The 18,877-nt window shown below is 32.0% G+C and carries 20 protein-coding genes; 2 read left to right on the top strand and 18 right to left on the bottom strand.

What is annotated here, in order from left to right; all coding sequences use genetic code 11:
• Complete coding sequence (locus PND65_RS01665; RefSeq protein ID WP_204712800.1) at nucleotides 1-912, top strand: alpha/beta fold hydrolase; 912 nt, start codon at nucleotides 1-3, stop codon at nucleotides 910-912.
• 40 nt (nucleotides 913-952) lie between these two features.
• On the opposite strand, the gene PND65_RS09635 is transcribed toward PND65_RS01665, so the two are convergent.
• From PND65_RS09635 to PND65_RS01635, 6 genes are all read right to left on the bottom strand, one after another.
• Nucleotides 953-1,480: a DnaJ domain-containing protein gene (locus PND65_RS09635; RefSeq protein ID WP_271990370.1), complete on the bottom strand. Its 528-nt coding sequence runs from the start codon at nucleotides 1,478-1,480 to the stop codon at nucleotides 953-955.
• A gap of 105 nt (nucleotides 1,481-1,585) precedes the next feature.
• Complete coding sequence (locus PND65_RS01655; RefSeq protein ID WP_271990367.1) at nucleotides 1,586-2,425, bottom strand: radical SAM/SPASM domain-containing protein; 840 nt, start codon at nucleotides 2,423-2,425, stop codon at nucleotides 1,586-1,588.
• A gap of 76 nt (nucleotides 2,426-2,501) precedes the next feature.
• Complete coding sequence (locus tag PND65_RS01650) at nucleotides 2,502-3,908, bottom strand: amidophosphoribosyltransferase (protein WP_022356617.1); 1,407 nt, start codon at nucleotides 3,906-3,908, stop codon at nucleotides 2,502-2,504.
• A gap of 78 nt (nucleotides 3,909-3,986) precedes the next feature.
• Entirely contained in the window at nucleotides 3,987-4,118 is a 132-nt protein-coding gene (locus PND65_RS01645; protein ID WP_022356616.1) for a hypothetical protein, read from the bottom strand.
• Between the two features lie 118 nt (nucleotides 4,119-4,236).
• A complete protein-coding gene (locus PND65_RS01640) occupies nucleotides 4,237-5,142 on the bottom strand; it encodes an SPFH domain-containing protein (protein ID WP_022356615.1) in 906 nt (301 codons plus the stop codon).
• Nucleotides 5,143-5,155: 13 nt separating this feature from the next.
• On the bottom strand, nucleotides 5,156-5,392 hold the full coding sequence (locus PND65_RS01635; protein WP_271990364.1) for a hypothetical protein: 237 nt from the start codon (nucleotides 5,390-5,392) through the stop codon (nucleotides 5,156-5,158).
• Between the two features lie 120 nt (nucleotides 5,393-5,512).
• Here PND65_RS01635 and PND65_RS01630 point away from each other — a divergent pair, with 120 nt between their 5' ends.
• Complete coding sequence (locus tag PND65_RS01630) at nucleotides 5,513-6,244, top strand: class I SAM-dependent methyltransferase (protein WP_271990363.1); 732 nt, start codon at nucleotides 5,513-5,515, stop codon at nucleotides 6,242-6,244.
• A gap of 35 nt (nucleotides 6,245-6,279) precedes the next feature.
• Here the strand turns inward: PND65_RS01630 and PND65_RS01625 are convergent, their stop codons facing one another.
• The 12 genes from PND65_RS01625 to PND65_RS01570 all read right to left on the bottom strand — a co-directional run bounded on the left by PND65_RS01625 (nucleotide 6,280) and on the right by PND65_RS01570 (nucleotide 18,870).
• Nucleotides 6,280-6,627 carry a DUF1622 domain-containing protein gene (locus PND65_RS01625; protein WP_022356612.1) on the bottom strand — a complete coding sequence of 116 codons (348 nt, stop codon included), beginning with the start codon at nucleotides 6,625-6,627 and terminating at the stop codon, nucleotides 6,280-6,282.
• A 170-nt stretch (nucleotides 6,628-6,797) separates the two neighbouring features.
• Nucleotides 6,798-7,895, bottom strand: a complete 1,098-nt coding sequence (locus tag PND65_RS01620) for a CDP-glycerol glycerophosphotransferase family protein (RefSeq protein WP_271990361.1) — start codon at nucleotides 7,893-7,895, stop codon at nucleotides 6,798-6,800.
• 1 nt (nucleotide 7,896) lies between these two features.
• A complete protein-coding gene (locus tag PND65_RS01615) occupies nucleotides 7,897-9,096 on the bottom strand; it encodes a CDP-glycerol glycerophosphotransferase family protein (RefSeq protein WP_087319670.1) in 1,200 nt (399 codons plus the stop codon).
• A 1-nt stretch (nucleotide 9,097) separates the two neighbouring features.
• Nucleotides 9,098-10,144 (bottom strand): hypothetical protein, encoded by a 1,047-nt coding sequence (locus PND65_RS01610; RefSeq protein WP_035401609.1) that lies wholly within the window; start codon nucleotides 10,142-10,144, stop codon nucleotides 9,098-9,100.
• Nucleotides 10,144-13,482: a CDP-glycerol glycerophosphotransferase family protein gene (locus PND65_RS01605; protein ID WP_271990359.1), complete on the bottom strand. Its 3,339-nt coding sequence runs from the start codon at nucleotides 13,480-13,482 to the stop codon at nucleotides 10,144-10,146. The genes PND65_RS01610 and PND65_RS01605 overlap by 1 nt, the downstream gene beginning before the upstream one ends.
• A gap of 12 nt (nucleotides 13,483-13,494) precedes the next feature.
• Nucleotides 13,495-13,884 carry a glycerol-3-phosphate cytidylyltransferase gene (tagD, locus tag PND65_RS01600; protein WP_022356607.1) on the bottom strand — a complete coding sequence of 130 codons (390 nt, stop codon included), beginning with the start codon at nucleotides 13,882-13,884 and terminating at the stop codon, nucleotides 13,495-13,497.
• 111 nt (nucleotides 13,885-13,995) lie between these two features.
• Nucleotides 13,996-14,808 carry an ABC transporter ATP-binding protein gene (locus PND65_RS01595; RefSeq protein WP_022356606.1) on the bottom strand — a complete coding sequence of 271 codons (813 nt, stop codon included), beginning with the start codon at nucleotides 14,806-14,808 and terminating at the stop codon, nucleotides 13,996-13,998.
• An 11-nt stretch (nucleotides 14,809-14,819) separates the two neighbouring features.
• A complete protein-coding gene (locus PND65_RS01590; protein ID WP_022356605.1) occupies nucleotides 14,820-15,650 on the bottom strand; it encodes an ABC transporter permease in 831 nt (276 codons plus the stop codon).
• Nucleotides 15,651-15,842: 192 nt separating this feature from the next.
• Nucleotides 15,843-16,184: a DNA-directed RNA polymerase subunit delta gene (gene rpoE, locus PND65_RS01585; RefSeq protein ID WP_022356604.1), complete on the bottom strand. Its 342-nt coding sequence runs from the start codon at nucleotides 16,182-16,184 to the stop codon at nucleotides 15,843-15,845.
• Between the two features lie 20 nt (nucleotides 16,185-16,204).
• Entirely contained in the window at nucleotides 16,205-17,839 is a 1,635-nt protein-coding gene (argS, locus tag PND65_RS01580; protein WP_015535989.1) for an arginine--tRNA ligase, read from the bottom strand.
• On the bottom strand, nucleotides 17,826-18,212 hold the full coding sequence (locus PND65_RS01575; protein ID WP_087319663.1) for a DUF1934 family protein: 387 nt from the start codon (nucleotides 18,210-18,212) through the stop codon (nucleotides 17,826-17,828). The genes argS and PND65_RS01575 overlap by 14 nt, the downstream gene beginning before the upstream one ends.
• 97 nt (nucleotides 18,213-18,309) lie before the next feature.
• A complete protein-coding gene (locus tag PND65_RS01570) occupies nucleotides 18,310-18,870 on the bottom strand; it encodes an ECF transporter S component (protein ID WP_022356603.1) in 561 nt (186 codons plus the stop codon).
• Nucleotides 18,871-18,877 lie beyond the last annotated feature (7 nt).

The following is an 18,877-nucleotide window of genomic DNA, read 5'->3' as shown; positions in this document are numbered from 1 at the left end:
ATGCAACATGATCAATATAAATACATATCAAGATGTGACGGATTGGAATTAGATGTCCTTGAAATTCAACCTTTATCTCAACCAAAAGGTATCGTACAATTTCTTCATGGCATGGCCGAGAATAAAGAACGATACATAGAAACAATGGAGTTCTTTGCTCGAAACGGATATATCACTATTATTCATGATCATAGAGGACATGGTAAAAGCATTCGTGATTTGGCCGATCAAGGATACTTCTATGATGATACAGGAAAATTTATATTATATGATGCACACGATATAACTCGAATGATCAAAGCAAAATACCCTGGTCTAGCAATCTATCTCTTTGGTCATTCTATGGGTGCTTTAATCGGACAAAACTATCTAAAAAATTATGATAACGAAGTTCAAAAATTGATCTTAAGTGGTATGCCAGGAAATAATCCCCTTTGTTCAGCAGCCATAGACTTAGTCACTATTTTAGAAAAAATCAAAGGCAGTTATCATCGTTCTAAGTTAATTCAAAATCTTTCTGTAGGTACCTATGATAAAAAATTTAAAGGGGAAAACAAGAATTGCTGGTTAAGTGCAAATCCTGAAAATGTAAATCTATATAACGCCGATATTAATTGTGGATTTACTTTTACTTTGAATGGATTTAAAAATCTTTTCTTATTGATGAAAAACGCATACAGTGATACGGATTGGGTAAAAACAAACTTAAATCTTCCTATATTATATCTTGCCGGTGAAAACGATCCTGTTATCATGACCAAAGAAGATTGGCGACGAGCTCAACTATTCTTAAATAAGATTGGGTATACATATGTCAAAGGAAAAATGTATCACCACATGCGTCATGAAATCCTTCATGAAGTACGTAAAGATGTTGTTATGCAAGATATCTTAAGTTTTATTGAAAAATGAAACAGCGTAAGCTGTTTTTTCTTTTAAAAAAGCGTTTAGCTTAAAGCCAAACGCCGTCTTGTGAATTTGAATAATCCTGATCTGGAATTTCTTCTTGATATTGGTTATCAGAATTATACTGATTTTGATAATCCGATTGATAACTGTTATAAAAGAAACCTCTAAATAATGCGGATATCAAATTAATGATAAAATAAATGATGAATAAATATACAAAAGGATTACGAATCCTTGTTGTATGGTGTGTTGTATATGTTCTAAAACCAAATGGATTATAGTAAAAACCATTAAAATTTGAATTTTGATTAAAGTTATATCCATAAAAGCCATTTTGAGCATACTCATTATTCGTCTGATTTTGTTGATTGGTGTACCCATAATTTTGATACTTTTCAGGATTTTGTATCTGCTCATATGCTGCATTAATCTCTCGCATCATTTTTGCCGCATTTTCATCACCTGGATTCAAATCCGGATGATATTTTTTTGCCAGTCTACGATACGCTTTTTTTATCTCATCTTCTGATGCATTTCTTGAAACACCCAAGACTTCATATGGATCCCTCATTAACAATATGCTCCTTTGTCTTCTTAACTTGAAAAAAATTATAGATTCTGCGTGATTGTTTGTCAATGATTCTAAACCATTTCACATGGTATCACAAATTATTTGTTAGTTGTCAAATCTTGTACGATATTGACATCTTTGACATAAAGGATGTTTTAATTTATTTTCTAAAAAGCCTTTTCGAATCATTATTGTTTTCTCATTTTGAAGAATGTCATCCAAATTCTCTAAAAATATATTTCCTAATTTAGCCTGCGCATAAGCATCTAGACAACAAGGAATCACATCTCCATTGCTTAAGATACCGATCATATCTCTTGTTCCTCTACAAGTTCCCACATTGCTGACAAAACAATGATCAAGAGATGGCCATTCAAATACATCGTCAAAACTAATAAATCGATTCTTTGCTAATGTATGATGATTCTTTAGAACTTCATCAAGATTTGTATGATAATGCTTTAGAAAAACGGCTAAAATGTTCTTGGTTTCATTATCTAAACATCCATCTTGCATACACCACAAACGATAAGAAATATACGATTTTTGACTTAATATATCTGCACATTCAATTATGTTTTCTAAATACTCTTTTTGTAAATCTTTATTTTGTTGGCTAAAAGAATGAACTGATAAATTATATTGTCTTACTTTATAATTCATCAAAACAGGCAGCGTCTTTTTCAATAATGTTCCATTTGTTGTGATTTGGACATTGAATCCATATACTTGACATAAGCTTAAAATTTCTTCCAGTTTAGGATGAGATAAAGGTTCCCCCAAAACATGTAAGTAGATATATGAAGTAAAAGGCTTAATTTGTTTTAAAATATATTCAAACTCTAAAATCGATATATCTCTTCTCTTCTCATGTTTTTGAACACAAAAAGAACATGATAGATTACATCCATTTGTAATTTCTATATAAACTCTTTTTAATTTCATTCCTTGATTCTACCATAAAAATAATAAACTAAAAATCTTTTCGTCTTCATATAACAAAAAGGTGCCTAAGCACCTTTTATTCTTCACCGTCAAAACAATATGTACAAAGTTTACATTTTTCCAACCCGATTGATTTGACCATATCATCCAAACGATGATAACGCAACGAAGTAAATCCTGAACGTTTACGAATTTCTTCCAGCATATTTTGATATTTTTCACTGTCTGGATTAGCGTATTCTTTTAATGTTTCTTCTGATACATTATCTCCTTCTAATTTATGGATCACACGACGTGTGATTAGATCCATTTCAGAACTGGAACGAGAGAAATTTAGATATTTACAACCAAACATAATTGGTGGACAAGCCGGGCGAACATGGACCTCTTTTGCTCCACTGTCATATAAGAAATCTGTTGTCTCCCCTAATTGAGTTCCGCGAACAATAGAATCATCTATCAATAACAAACTCTTATCTTTGATCAATTCTTTTACTGGAATCAATTTCATCTTGGCAATCATATTACGTTGAGATTGATTAGTTGGCATGAAAGATCGAGGCCAGGTAGGTGTATATTTAATAAACGGACGAGTAAATGGAATTCCTTTAGCATTCGCATATCCTACGGCATGAGCAGTACCAGAATCAGGTACTCCTGCAACGCTGTCTACATCTACATCATCTCGTTGTGACAAGATCTCTCCACAACGATTACGCATGCATTCAACATTAACTCCCTCATACGTAGAAGTAGGATATCCATAATATACCCATAAGAAAGAACATATCTTCATTTCCTCTTGTGGTTTCTTCTTCACTTCAATATGTGTAGGTGTCAAGAATACGATTTCTCCTGGACCTAAATCACGATAATGATGATATCCTAGATTCAAGAATGCACTACTTTCAAAAGTAGCACAATATCCAGTAGATTTCTCTCCAATTATGATTGGTGTACGTCCTACTTTATCACGAGACGCATAGATTCCCTGTGGCGTCATTAATAGAATAGACATACTTCCTTCTACCATATCCTGTACGTAACTTAAGCCTTCTTCTATGCTGTCTTTTTGATTGATCAATGCCGCAACAAGTTCAGTTGGGTTGATATCTCCAGTACTCATTTCTAAGAAATGAGACATACCTTTTGAAAAACATAGCTCCTTTAATTCTTGAAGATTATTGATGCGACCAACAGTAGTAATCGCAAAAGATCCTAGATGCGATTGCATCAATAAAGGTTGTGCTTCAAAATCTGAAATACAGCCAATCCCTAGATTTCCATTGAATTTATCAAGATCCGCGTCAAATTTTGTACGGAATGGTGTGTTTTCTATATTGTGTATCGCGCGTTCAAATCCATGTTCTCCATGTACAGCCATACCACCACGACGAGTTCCTAAATGCGAATGATAGTCAACTCCAAAAAACAAATCTAATACACAACTCTCTTTTGATGCTACTCCAAAAAAACCACTCATTTACTTTTCCCTCTTTCCATCTATTTGATGTAGAAAGTATACCATACAAAACAAAGTGTTTGAAAAATTTTTCGATATTTATCGACGAGATAATACCTTTTTACAAACGAAAACACTTACAGAAATAAAACCTAAATATGAAATAAACTGTCCAATTGCCAAGATCGCAAAAAACGGATCGATTGCCATACACATAATTATTGTCTTCATGATCAATACCTCCTAGCTTCATTTATAGTATATGTTTTAATTAGACATTATTTATGTCATATTTCTTTATTTAGCTCAAATTAAAAAGTACATGTCATCAAAACATGTACTTCAAAACTTATTTTACATCTTCTTCAATTGGCGTTTTTAACATCTCTGCAAATATGGATTGTTTTGTGGTACTTTCTGCTACAGAAGTAGGAACTATGATCTTGGTTGCCTTACCATCTGCAAGCTTCTGTAATGCTTCAAATGATTTTAATTGCACAACTGTAGAATTTGCCTGAGCATCCTTTAACTTTTCCAGTCCTTTTGCTTCGGCTTCATACGTCATTTCAATTGCTTTAGCTTTACCTTGTGCAATTGCGATATCTGCATCACGCTTTGCCTCTGCACGTTTAACCATAGCTTTGGCTTCTCCATCAGCTTTTTTAATTTCTGATTCCTGGAAAGCTTCTGCCTGTAATATCTTTTCACGTTTTTCTCGTTCTGCCTTCATCTGCTTTTCCATAGCGTTCTTGATCTCAGCAGGTGGATCAATATTTTTCAATTCCACACGACTGACATTGATTCCCCAAGGATCTGTTGCTTCATCCAAAATTTCTTTTAACTTTATATTAATCGTATCACGAGATGTCAAAGCTTCATCCAATGTCATATCACCAATCAAATTACGCAAAGTTGTAGCAGCTAAATTTTCTAAGGCAAACAATGGATTTGCTGCACCATATGCGAATAATTTTGAATCGAAGATCTTAAAATAGACGACCGTATCTACATAAATTGATACATTATCTTTGGTAATAACAGATTGAGGTTCAAAATCTGCACATTGTTCTTTGCTGGTAGCCTTGCACACGACGCGTTCAAAGAATGGTATCAAGAAATGAATTCCTGCACTCCATGTTGTTTTATATTTTCCTAAAAATTCAATTACATACTCTTCTGTCTGTGGCACAATTCGTATCGTATAAAATAATATAAACCCAATAACTACAATAATCGCAATGATAAGTATAAACATAAAAAACTCCTTTCTATAAAAATGATAAAACAAATAAGATGATAAACATGATGATTACTGCTCGTATCACGATATTAGAAATTTGAGATTTAGATAATTTTCCCGGATTATTTCTCCATTGTTTTGTCAACTTATTATGGATTTGAATATGGCGAAAATAATTCTTTTTCTTCGCCTGATCATAACCATATAAAGGTTTTCCATTTAATATAGTTTTTTTATTTTTGCTTGACTCTCCATTTAAATTCATAAAGCCACTTCCTAATTATATTTTATCACAACAAAATTTTTCTAATGTTAAAATTGTATAAATTATGATGATCACTCTTGTCCAGATATAATGATATAATCTATACGAGGAGTTTTTTTCATGAAAGAAAACAAATATGATGATGATACATTTTTTAATAAATATCGCCAGATGTTTCGCTCACAAAAAGGATTGGATGGAGCCGGAGAATGGTATGAGCTCAAAAAGATATTACCTGATTTTAAAGAAAAACATGTACTAGATTTAGGATGTGGATATGGCTGGCACTGTAAATATGCTGCTGAGCATAAAGCTAAATCCGTTGTAGGTGTTGATATTTCAGAGAAAATGTTAAAAGTTGCTCAAGAAAAGAACCAGGATGATAAAATCACTTATATTCATTCAGCTATAGAAGATTTTGATACCGATCCTGCATCTTATGATGCCATTATTAGTTCTCTTGCCTTCCACTATATTAAAGATTATGATCGTTTGATAAATAATATCTATAAATGGTTAAAGCCAAATGGTGAATTTGTCTTTTCGGTCGAACACCCTATTTTTACATCCTATGGCAATCAAGACTGGTATTATGACAAAAAGGGAGAAATCCTTCATTTTCCTGTTGATAACTATTATTATGAAGGGAAGCGACAAGCAATATTTTTAGGTGAAGAAGTCATTAAATATCATAGGACATTAACTACATATTTAAACACTCTCTTAGAAAAAGGATTTGAACTCCAGCATGTGATTGAGCCAAAGCCACCAAAAGACATGATGGATCTACCAGGAATGAAAGACGAAATGAGACGTCCTATGATGTTATTAATAAGCGCAAGAAAAAGATAAACTAAAAACGAAGTAATAAATTACTTCGTTTTGTTTTAATCAATATCATCAAGATCTGTCATTACATCCTTACTTTTCCATTCCCAATGAATCAAAGCTGTTATGGCAGCCTTTACCATTATCAAAGCTCCAATTTGAATGATTTCATCTAAACTTCGAACCGTGATTGTTCTAGCAATCTCGGCAGCTAGTTTAAATGTTAACGCAACGCTTAATCCTTTTAATAAAGGTTTCTTAGTGTTTTTATCTTTGTTGAAGGCGACGACCATACTTTGAATTGCACTGCATACAATACAAAAAAGGGATAATGCTTCTAAAAAATAAACCGCCAAATATGCAAATAGATTTAAATATTCGTGTACAACTTCTATAAAACCGCTCATCTAATCCCCTTTCTTCTACATGATATTATTTTGTTCTTGATATTTCGATATTCACTAAACTTTATCGATCGTTTTTTTTATTATATCAAAAAAGTTTTTTTATTGTTCATTTCTATTAAAATAAAAATAAAGAGTGTATCTCAAAATACCAGATACACTCACTCTAATTATCATTTATCATTCATCAGTTTATCAATTAATTTAATAACACGTGTGGTATTCTTTCCATCTGTATAGTACATATACTTTTTCTGAAAAGATTTAATACGCTGATCTTTGTTTTCTGATTTTATGGCATTGGCCAACTCTTCTTCATCTTTGCAGATTGGCCCACAGAAATCTTTTCTTAAATCAACATTTAAACCAATCGTTTTATCATATTCATCAATATCATCTATATATGCAATCATCTTTTTATTCAATAACGAATAATCAAAAAGAATTGATGAATAATCACTGATCAAACAATCACTTACCGTAAATAAAGTATATAAATCTTCTTCATTCACATTAATTGCTTTAGAAGAATTTACTTTTACATCCCCCAACAATGGATGAAATTTATATAAGAAAAGATATTCATCGCTCAACATAGATTCAACTCTTTCAAAATCAAAAGATTTGATCTTAAAGCCATCTATAATATTGCCACGAAATGTAGGAGCATACAGACAAAGTTTTTTTTCAACACACATAGGATATTTTTTATAAAATTCTTCTTTATTTTTTTTCTGTAAAGAATCGTCCAACAACAAATCAATTCTTGGCATTCCTGTAACATGAACTTGTTCTTCACAAACCCCAAACGATTTGGCATATACAGGTTTCCATGCCTTGGCATTGCAGATGATCGCATCATAATTTCGAATTGGATATTGCCTTTTAATTTCATTTCCGAATTTTTTTATAGCACCACAGGCATGCCAAACCTGAAGAACTTTTGTCCCTTGAGGTTTACAATGACTAATCACATAATTATTATCATTGATAATGATCAAAGCTGACTTTTTATACTCTACCAGTTGTTTTAAACAATTCAGAAAGTATTTAAAATCACCTAAGAGATTTTTTTCAAATTCGATCAAATTATAATGAATATGATATTTGTTTTCTTTTTTCAGTAAATCATCAATTAATTTAAAATCACTGGCTAAATGAGATTGTGTCAAAGAAACAAAAGTGATGCGTTTCTTATCTTTCTTGACCCAAAACGTAAGGATGTCAATTATTTTTAAAGCTATATTTAAGATAAGTTTATTCAAAGACATATTAATGACCTGCCTTATAGATGATATCCACAACACGCTTTGATGCCTTGCCATCATCAAGGTTATTAAAACGCTGATTAAATACTTCCATTCTTGAATCATCATAGATTTGATTTTTGATATCCATCAACATCTCATTTTCCTCTTTGTATATCTTTCCTGGTAATTCTTTGTGAATATCCATATAGAAACCTCTTAGATCCGTGGCATATTCTTCAATATCATACATATAGAAATAAATAGGTCGTTTTAATATTGCATAGTCAAAGAAAACACTCGAATAATCGGTAATCAAAACATCACTGATCACATACAAATCTTTGATATCATTATTCGCTGGAATTGAATATAAAAATCCATCCAGAGATCTATCATTTTCATATTTATTGATGATCAAATAATGCGGTTTAAACAAAACAACATATTCTTCCTGTAAGATTTCCTTCCATTTATGAAAATCTGCTTTTAACTCAAATGTATACCCCGCCGCAACATATGAATTATCACGCCATGTTGGAGCATAAAGTATGACTTTTTTATCCATAGGAATATTTAATTTCTTTTTAATTCTAAAAACATCGTCTTTTGTCGCATTTACGATAAAATCATTTCTTGGATACCCTGTCTCGATCAATCTCTCTTTATTGATTCCAAATGCACTTGGAAACACTTGGGAACAAAACGCATTTGGTGAAATCATATAGTTATATCGAGCTACATCCACATCGTAGGAATTGCACATTTGTTCATAAGTAACCGCAGAACGATAAAAAGTCGTATCTTCAGAAACATCTATATCATGTGCCAGGCGTTTTAAAGGTGTTCCATGCCATGTCTGAAGATAAAACTGATTCTCTTTTTTACAAATATATATAGGCATCTTACAATTTATGATCCAGTATTTTGCCTTTGACATATAGTAAAAATAGGAAAGACTGAAATATTCTTTTATTTCAGCACCTGGAATTGTTATGTTTTTACGTTTATGATCCTTAATAAACCATATAAAACGATATCCTTTAAATCTTTCATCTTGGATGATTTCTTCATAAATCGCTTTAGGATTATCTGAATATCCTTTTCCATGAAAAGATATAAAGATCATTAATTTATCATCCACTTTAAACAATTTATAAGTTAACTTATATGTGATCCTTATGATCTTACCGGCTATTTTCTTTATCTTTCGTAATATAAACATATCAACCCTCTTTTACCATCATTTTGATTGGAACAAATATCTTTTTTGATATCATATGAACAAAACGATCAAACACTTCTGCCATAATTCCTGTCATAACCAAACTAAATATAAAATATACTATCATATGTTCATCTATAAACTCTAAATGGTCCCCTATGATCATTGGAATCCTTTGAAGAATATATATACTAAAAATATGACTTCCTAACCATTTTAGCACAGGATTATCAATGTGAACGATCATAGACAGATGATTGATCAATAAAGTAAATACTAGAGCGTGAATTATATAAAACAACATCGCATTTCGCAATAGAATTGATATTAAAAATATAATTACCAAAACAGCTAAGGCCCAATAATATTTTTTCTTATCTTTCTGAACCATTTTTTCATATTTTGGTTTGATTTGAGCATACACCATACCAAGCCAGAAACAAAGAAAAGTATTGTACCATCTAGTCCCAGTTTGATACTGGGCCAGCAATACCATTGATATTAAAGAAAAAATCAAGACTAGACTTAATGACATTTTTCTATCTTTAGAAATCGTAAATGAAACATATGTGATCATATACAATAAAAGGATATCAAATAAGTACCAGTTGCTGTTTCCCACACTAATCCATCCTACACAAGATAATATGATTTCGATCGGATCAAAAAAACGTCCAAAGAAAGATTGCACAAGTAAAAATAAAACAATCGCAACCGAAAAATCAAAGATCAGTTCTAATACTTTGACGGGAATCGTTCTAATGTACGCCTCTTTTTTTCGGTTGATTGAAGTTAGGATGCCATAACCGGAATAGAATAAAAATGTTGTCACGACCAGCTGACCAAAGAAACCACGAACATTCATATAGATGAAATTCAATGGATATTCATGATCCAAATATCCTGCGAAATGACTTAAAAAAACTAAAAAAACAAATATCCCATTGATCTGAATCGTTGTGTCACGACTTATATAATCTCGATTGAAAAAATCAACTCTTACTCCGGTAATACATAAACAGAAAAAGATTAAAAGAATAAGCGTCATTAGATGATTTCATCCTTTCTCAATAACGTAATCAAACGTTCTGTATTCTTGCCATCATGGAAATCAACCAGTTTTGAATATCGTCTCTGATAAACTTCATCTTGACCATGGAAATAGTTAATATCAATTGCCTTGCTTAATTGATAAGGATTCATACAGATATCCCCATAAACATTTTCTTCATTCAACATCAATTTTGTCGTTGGGCCATAATTTGCCATACATTCATCTTTTTCTTCCCAATAGAAAATTACATTACAGCCGCGATAGAAGGCATCATAGGCAATGGAAGAATAGTCTGTGATCAAAATACGCGTATCCTTTAAAATTTCATCGTATTTATCCGTTACATTAAGATATTGTTTCAATTCAAATTCTGTATCCTTGATCGCATCAAAGAAAAGCGGATGAGGTAACACGATCAATTTATCTTTAAATTTTTCTGGAATTGCATCAACAATTCTTACCAGCATCTGATAATACTTCGTTTGAGTAAAATCATAACGAGCTTCATTATATTCCCAAGGTCTCCATGTAGGCATGACCACGATCTTATCCGCATCTTCATTCAAAGTATTTCTATCAAATTTAGGCAGACCGCAGACATAAATCGTTTCCGGATCATATCCGCCTAATTCAATAAAATGCCTAGCTTCCTCTACAGATGAAGTAACGACACGATATTTTCCTTCTGTTTTCATTGGTTTAAAGAAACTTCTAGATTCAGAATCTAATGAAACCATGTACATAACACCATGCTGCAAAAAGACATAATTCAAAGACTTGTCATTGATCTTATTTAGCGCATGTTTATTAGAGATTCTTAGATCAATCGCATGAACCAAAGCCTCTGAGCCCAAAAATGTCTTCGACATAAAGAAATATAAGTAATGTTTAAAAGATCCTTTATATAAGATATTTGTACGATACTTATTGGCAATTTCATGAAAATGTGAATAATTTTTATCTAAGATAAAATACGCATCCTTATATCCATCATCAATCAATTTCTCATATAAAACACTCGCACTTTCTTCATAACGACTGCTTTCTTTTTCATACAATAATACAATCTTTTTCTTTGGCATGATTTTTGATAAATAATAGGCAAAATCTAGTTTGATTTGTTCAATTGTTTTGTCTGTTAAATTCTTTTTTCGAACTGTCAAATACAAAACATTGTTTTTTGACTGACGAAAATAAGCCGATGTATTGTTCTTTTCAAAAATCTTGATAGGTCCTTGTTTATTCTTGCCTTTTCTTCTAGCCAAAGCACTATAAAGACATCCTTTTTCAAATCCATATCCATTTTCATCTTGATATACAAATTTTAATTTGTTCTGAATTTCAAATTCCATAATATCGCTTGTAGGAATCTCTACTTTATATGTAACGATTGATACATATTGATTTAAAGAAAACAATTTATTGATATGGCAAGGATAATTCTTTTCATTGATCTGACAATGAATCTTGCCTAAATCAAATTCATATGCATTTCTCATTACGGCAACAGCCCAGACATTCATGCTATTGGATGTATTATGGAAACGATGAATGATATTGGCTAATTGAAAACTTGCATTATAATATGTTTCTTTCTTATCATTCCAATACGCTTTTACATCTTTATCATAAAGATCAATTACTTGATCATACTTCTTTGATGCATCTGCACACATCTTTTTATAGATTTTTGTTGAAATCATCGTTCCTGCAAATGGCTTTGGTAAGATATATGCTGCTTTAGGACATTTGAATGTTTCTAACATCAAATTTATATATTGAGCCTTCCCCGACATGTTAATGACTAGACTTGGCTTAATGGAATAAAAGAAACGATTTCTTTCCTGATTGATAATTTTTTGTAGACCCCTATTGAATAATTTATCAAAAAAAGTAAAAGACAAGCTTAGGCGAGCCTTAACAACTTGATAAAGGCTGAAATTGTATTTTTTAACTAAAGCTAAATAATCGGCTTTTTCATTTAATTGTGATAAAAATTCAATTCTTTTATCATTCACAGCTCCTCTAAAACAAACAATAACCTTCTTATCTGGGTATTGATCTACCACTTTATCAATCTCATTTAAAAGATATTGATTTAATGCATCCCCTTTTAATGCCCCTACATAAACTAAAACAAGATCCTGTTTTTCATTCTTTTCCAAAATAAGATTTTTCTTCTCTCCATGCACCAAAAGATCCACAATTTTTTCAGGAATAAATAAATCTCTATAACGACAAAATTCATTTAAGAACTGCTCCATCAAAATATCTCTTGGATAGTTTATTTCATTTATTAATTTAACAACTGTCTCCACGATTGGAAAAGGAAGTTCTTCAATAGAAAAATAGGTTCCCCTTTCTTCCATATACTCATTTAAGTCATACGTAAATAAGATGATCTTCTTTTTCGTAATCGCAAAATCAAAAAAGACACTTGAATAATCTGTGACAAGAATATCACAGATACTTAAGAAATCATATGTTTCATATTCCTTAGGAAATGGTTTGATATGTTTGTATTTTGAATAATCCATTGTATTTCCTACAAGGAAATGAAGATTTACATAGAATATTTGATCATCTTCTAATTTTTTATCGATTTCTTCAAAATATTTTTCCAATATCTTTTTTTGAACGATCGCATCAGCTGTTCGATCACTTCCACGCCATGTAGGCATATAGGCAATCAACTGTTTATTCATCAAGCCTAACTTTTGACGTAATTCTTCTTGAAAATCAAGATCTAAAAATACACTGTTGCGAGGATAATCACACATTAAAATATTGCCTCTATAAAGACTTTCTAACATGTAATCTTTCATAAAGACATTTCTTGTTAATAGATTTGGAAATAAAGCATAATCTGCCATTAAGTAGTTTTTCTGAATATTCGCAAGTGATTTGGCATTCTTTATATCGCTTTTACCCAAAGTTTTTAATGGTGTTCCATGCCAAGTATTTAAATAAATCTGATTATTTTTTTTTATAAAAAAAGGAGGAAATGAGTTATCCGTCAATAAATATTTACATGTTGCCAAAAGTTTTGCATACTCATCGCTTAAGCGAACTACAAATTCTACATTGTAGCTATAAAAGGAAAACCTATCTTTGGCAGACTGTAATGTATCTTCTGTTACGACCCAGTAAACCTTGAACTTTTTCCACGCAGGATTTGTACAAAGTTCCCTGGCAATCGCAAACATATTCCCATTGATATTTTTCCCCTGCCCTGCTTCAAGTAAAAAGCCATTTGGATCAATATCTGTTTTTCGGTATTTCAGATATGTATTTTGCACTCCTTTGACTTTTGTGATAACTCTTTTCAACATATTTATTCCCTCTTACTTATCTTTTAATTCTTCTTTCAACTGAGTTGTAGAAATACCCTGTGTTCTTGGCAAATACACAACTTCGCAGTATTCCTTTAAAAAATCAAATTTTCCTTTCCAGTCATCTCCCATGACAAAAACATCAACATTATATTTTTTAACATCTTCTATCTTTTGATCCCAACTTGTTTCTGGAATCACTTTATCAACATAGCGAATTGCCTCAACGATCTGCATACGATCTGTATCCTTGATCTGGCAAACTTTCCCTTTTTGAAGATTAAATTCATCACTACTTACCGCAACGATCAAATAATCACCTAACTCTTTTGCCCTTTTTAAAATATTTAAATGACCAATATGAAAAAGATCAAATGTTCCATAAGTAATAACTGTTTTCATGATATTCATCCTTTCATACATGTACACTATGTAGATTTTAGTATATTTCTTCTTTTTTTACAATTCTTCAAGATTTCATGTCATAAAGAAAAAGAAGATCGTATCAATCTTCTAATTAAATAAGGAAAAAAGCTTACGTTTTTTCTGTGGCGGCAACAATCTTTTCGCAAATTTTTCATCAAGAACTTTTTGTTTTTCCTTGCCTTTTAATGCGTTTAATTGTTCTACATACTCTGAATAATGTTCACACACTTGATTGATGTCACCAACTTCTTGAAGAACGCCGCCTTCAATCCACATTCCGGTCTTACAGAAATTTTTCACTTGTGACAAAGAATGCGATACGAAAAAAATCGTTTTTCCTTCATCATCTCTTAGCTGCATCATTCGATCCATACATTTTTTCGCAAACCCCTTGTCCCCAACAGATAAAGCCTCATCAACGATAAAGATATCTGGATTTAATGCCAGAGATATTGAAAATCCCAATCTAGATTTCATACCACTGGAATACTTTTTGACAGGTTGATATAAAAAATCACCGAGTTCAGCAAAATTGACTACATCATCAATGATCTCATCAATTCTTTTTTTCTTTAAACCCATCAAAGCGCCTTTTACACGAATGTTTTCCAAACCTGTTAATTGTTGATTTAATCCCGTATTGATGGAAATCAAAGCCTGCTCTCCATTTACGTGAACACTTCCACTATCTATATCTGAAATCCCTGCCAATACCAAAGATAAGGTGGATTTCCCAGAACCATTGGTTCCTAAAATACCAACAACATCGCCTTTTTGAATTTCAAACGATACATCTTTTAAAGCATAAAATCGTTTTTTATCCTTTTTATACTGATTGTTCTTATTTTTTAGTTCGTATATCTTAGATATATTTTCTACTTTTACCGCATAATCTTTCATATATGTATCCTCTATATCAAATCAATAAATTTCTTTTTAAATTTATACATCAACATACAACCAATCACAAAAAGAATAAGAACAACACCCCAAAAATATAAAGTTAAGGCTGGGTGATCTAAAAAAGTCTTCCCATAAAAAATAGAATCACGATATCCAGAAATAATATAGTAGGCTGGATTTAATTTCATGATCGTATTCAAAATATTATGAAATGGTACATGGCTGGCAAAATGGCATTCCCAAATAACAGGTGAAAAATACATAAACATACGAATCAATGATTTTACTAATTTTCTAATATCACGATATAACATCGTCAAAACAGAAAGGATCAAAGAAACAGCTTCCGCAAACATGAAAGCACAGAATGCATAATAAATAATTCCTAGCCAATGAATATTAGGAAAATATCCACACAATAACAAAGTAATAAACGCGATAATCAACATACAACCATGATTAAACATTTCTTTAGCACAAACTGTGGCCGGTAAAACTGATACGGGAAACTTCATTTTTGTGATGACATTGATCTTTGAAAAGATTGCCGTGCACCCATTTTGAATACATGGCTGAATGAACCACCATGCTGAATACCCAACGATCAACCATGGCAGATAACTTACAACGATTCCATTGACTTCTATTGGTTTTCGATTCCAAGCCACACCAAAGATCAACCAATACGTAAAAACTTGAATAGCTGGCGAAGCAAAATTCCAGAAAATACCGAATTTGGAATCGCGCATATCAGCTAATAATTCATATTTCGCAATACAGTAAATACGATATAAATTTGAAAAGTTTTCCTTTATTACATATTGAACACTTTTAAACATACTATCTCCTTTTGTGCCATCATTATACCATAAATGAGATTTCATATATTATATCTACATTATTGTTTTATACAAATATCCTATATATGAAAAAGTCCGCTATTTTGTAGCGGACACAAAACGCATTCTTCCTCCTTTCTAACTACTATATTAGAAAGGAAAAGTGACAAAAGAATGACAATGCACAATTATTTACTCATCTTGATCATCATTGTTTTCTTCACTATCATCTTCAGCTAGATCAGAAAACTCCATATCTTCATCATCGGAATCCTCATCAATTGCGATTGAATCTGTATCAAGTACGCTTTCTGAATATGTATGACGACTTCTTAGATCCCATACATTTTGAGGAAGATTCAAGAAACGCCCATCCATTGAAAGATCTGTATAAAACTGTGCAATATTATCTTCTTTTTGACTTACACTCAATCCCAACTTTGCACTTACAGTATTCCATAATTCAATAAAAGGAACACCATTTTCATAATCATTCATTACTTCATATGCTACATCAGTCATTGATTGTTTCATAATACATAAACTCCTTACAACTACATTGATTCTACAGCTTCAACACCAACTGTTTCTAAAGCATTTGCCAACACGATCTGTGTTGCCTTTACAAGCGCTAATCTTTGTGAACTTAGTTTCATATTGTCTCTATCAATTACTTTACATGCATTATAGAAACTATGGAATTTAGAAGCTAAAGTTTGAATATAATGACAAACTTTATGAACTTGTCTTGTTTTTGCACTCTCGATAATAACTTTATTGAATTCCTGAAGTGTCTTCATCAATTCAATTTCTTTTTCATCTGTTAGATCTTCAAAAGAATCCGCCAGTTCTATATCCTTTGCCTGTTTCTGAATTGAACACATACGAGCGTGAGCATATTGTGCATAATATACCGGATTATCATTTGATTGACGCTTTGCCAACTCTATATCAAAATCCAAATGTGAATCCAATGCTCTTTGTACAAAGAAATATCTTGCTGCATCGACTCCTACACTGTCGCATAATTCATTGATCGTTGTGGCATTTCCTAAACGTTTTGACATCTTCACTTCTTTTCCATCACTAACTAAACGAACCATCTGAATGATATCTACATTTAGTTTGTCTGGATCATTCCCTAAAGCCTGCATACTAGCCTTTAATCTAGGAATATATCCATGATGATCAGCTCCTAGAAAATCTACCAGTAAATCATATCCACGTTTATATTTATCATTATGATATGCGATATCTGGAACTAAATATGTATAAGATCCATCTGTTTTTCTTAATACACGGTCTTTATCATCGCCTAATTCAGTTGTCTTGAACCAAAGCGCTCCTTCAGATTCATAAGTATAGCCTTTTTCATCAAGTACTTTTAAGGCTCTGTCTACATCTCCTGAATCACGAATCGTTTGTTCACTTGACCATACATCAAAATGAACACGATAATTATCAAGATCGGCCTTGATCTTATCTAATTCGAATTTAATTCCTTCTTTTCTAAAGAATTTTAAGTTTTCTTCAGTTGGTTCTAAATATTTTTCAGGATAATCTTTGGCAAGCTGTTCAGCCTTTTGTTTAACATCTTCACCTAAATAACCATCCTGACCTATTTCAGTTTCAATACCGTGTGCCTGACGATAACGAGCATTTAATGATAATGCAAGATTAGTGATCTGATTTCCCGCATCATTTACATAGTATTCACGAGTCACATCATATCCTGCTTTTTTCATGATCCTTGCACAGCTATCTCCCCATGCAGCTCCACGTGCATGACCTAGATGGAGCGAACCTGTTGGGTTGGCACTTACATATTCTAGATTGACCTTAATACCATTTGAAGGTTGTTGACCAAAATTCTCACGTTTACTTAAAACTTCTTCGATTACTTTTGTAAAACGTCCTTTTGAAAGAATAAAGTTGATAAATCCTGGTCCGGCAATATCCATTTTTTCTACATTTTCGCTTTCAATATTGGCTACGATCTTTTCCGCAATCATTCTTGGATTCTGTCTCAACTGTCGTGTTAACTGCATTGCGACATTGGTAGAAAAATCGCCATGATCTTTTACCTTAGGTGTTTCGATAACAATATTGTTTTCTTCTAGTTCAATATCAAATGCTTTCTTTACCGCTTCTTTTATTGCCTGCTTCAATTCTATATCAATGGATTTCATGTAATTCCTCCTCATTCATCTTATAGAGTATAAAATGAAAATTTTGACTGTCTTTTCCCTGGAGCAGTTCATAAACAACTTCTACATAATTTTTATCTATTTTATATAGAGTTGTTCTACATTGCAAGTCTATTTGTCCAAAGTCCGTACGAACATGCCCTTGGGTACTATGATCCTGCCGCAGAGTTAAATGAACATTGGCTTCGGAAATTGTCTCGATGATCAATCCTTTTTCAAAGACTTTCCAAACATATGTTCTCTCTTCATCTTGAAAAACTAATTTTTCTTTTGATAGATCGGATTCAATCAATGCCTTGCCTTCATAAATGACTTGATTTGAGATCTTATCGATCAGCTGAATTTTTGTTTTCATAGCTCATGCATAATATCATACATTTGATTTTTTTCAATAGCAAAAACCTTGTTTTTAAAGGATTTCTTCATATAAAAATAGAGCTAAGAACATATTCTTAACTCTTACTGATTTCTATATAGGAACTATCCTCTTTTTTAAATGGGACCAAATTGGCTTTATCTAGAGCTACCATGATTGCAGGAATGAGTATTAGCTGCAAGATGATACCGGGTAAAGCCTGAATGATAGCACCACTTAAAAACATCGTAAAAGTAAATCCGCCTTCTCCTATTCCAAGCAACACCATCTCAATGACAGCCCATACGATCCTTCCAGCTATCATAGCCATGATCATTGATTTATAAAGGGCAATCACGCATTGCCATTTTCCTTTATTAAACAACCACCCTGATACAATTCCATAGGTAGCTAATTCAAATGACATCGCAATTCCTGTTGGATAAATTGGTGGCATGCCAAATAAAGCATAACGCATCAATGGCAATAAAAATCCAATCACACCACCATATTTCCAACCACAAATAAACCCACATAAAAAAACGGGAATATGCATCGGCAATAACATACTTCCAATTTGAGGTATCTGACCTGTAAAAAAAGGTAAGATTAATCCTAACGCAAAAAACATCGCACTCAATGAAATCTTTTTAACCATAAAATTC

The sequence above is a fragment of the Faecalitalea cylindroides genome, assembly GCF_028321995.1.
Lineage (GTDB): Bacteria > Bacillota_I > Bacilli_A > Erysipelotrichales > Erysipelotrichaceae > Faecalitalea > Faecalitalea cylindroides.
Note: the sequence above shows the minus strand (reverse complement) of the source record. Positions and strands in the feature narration are given on the sequence as shown.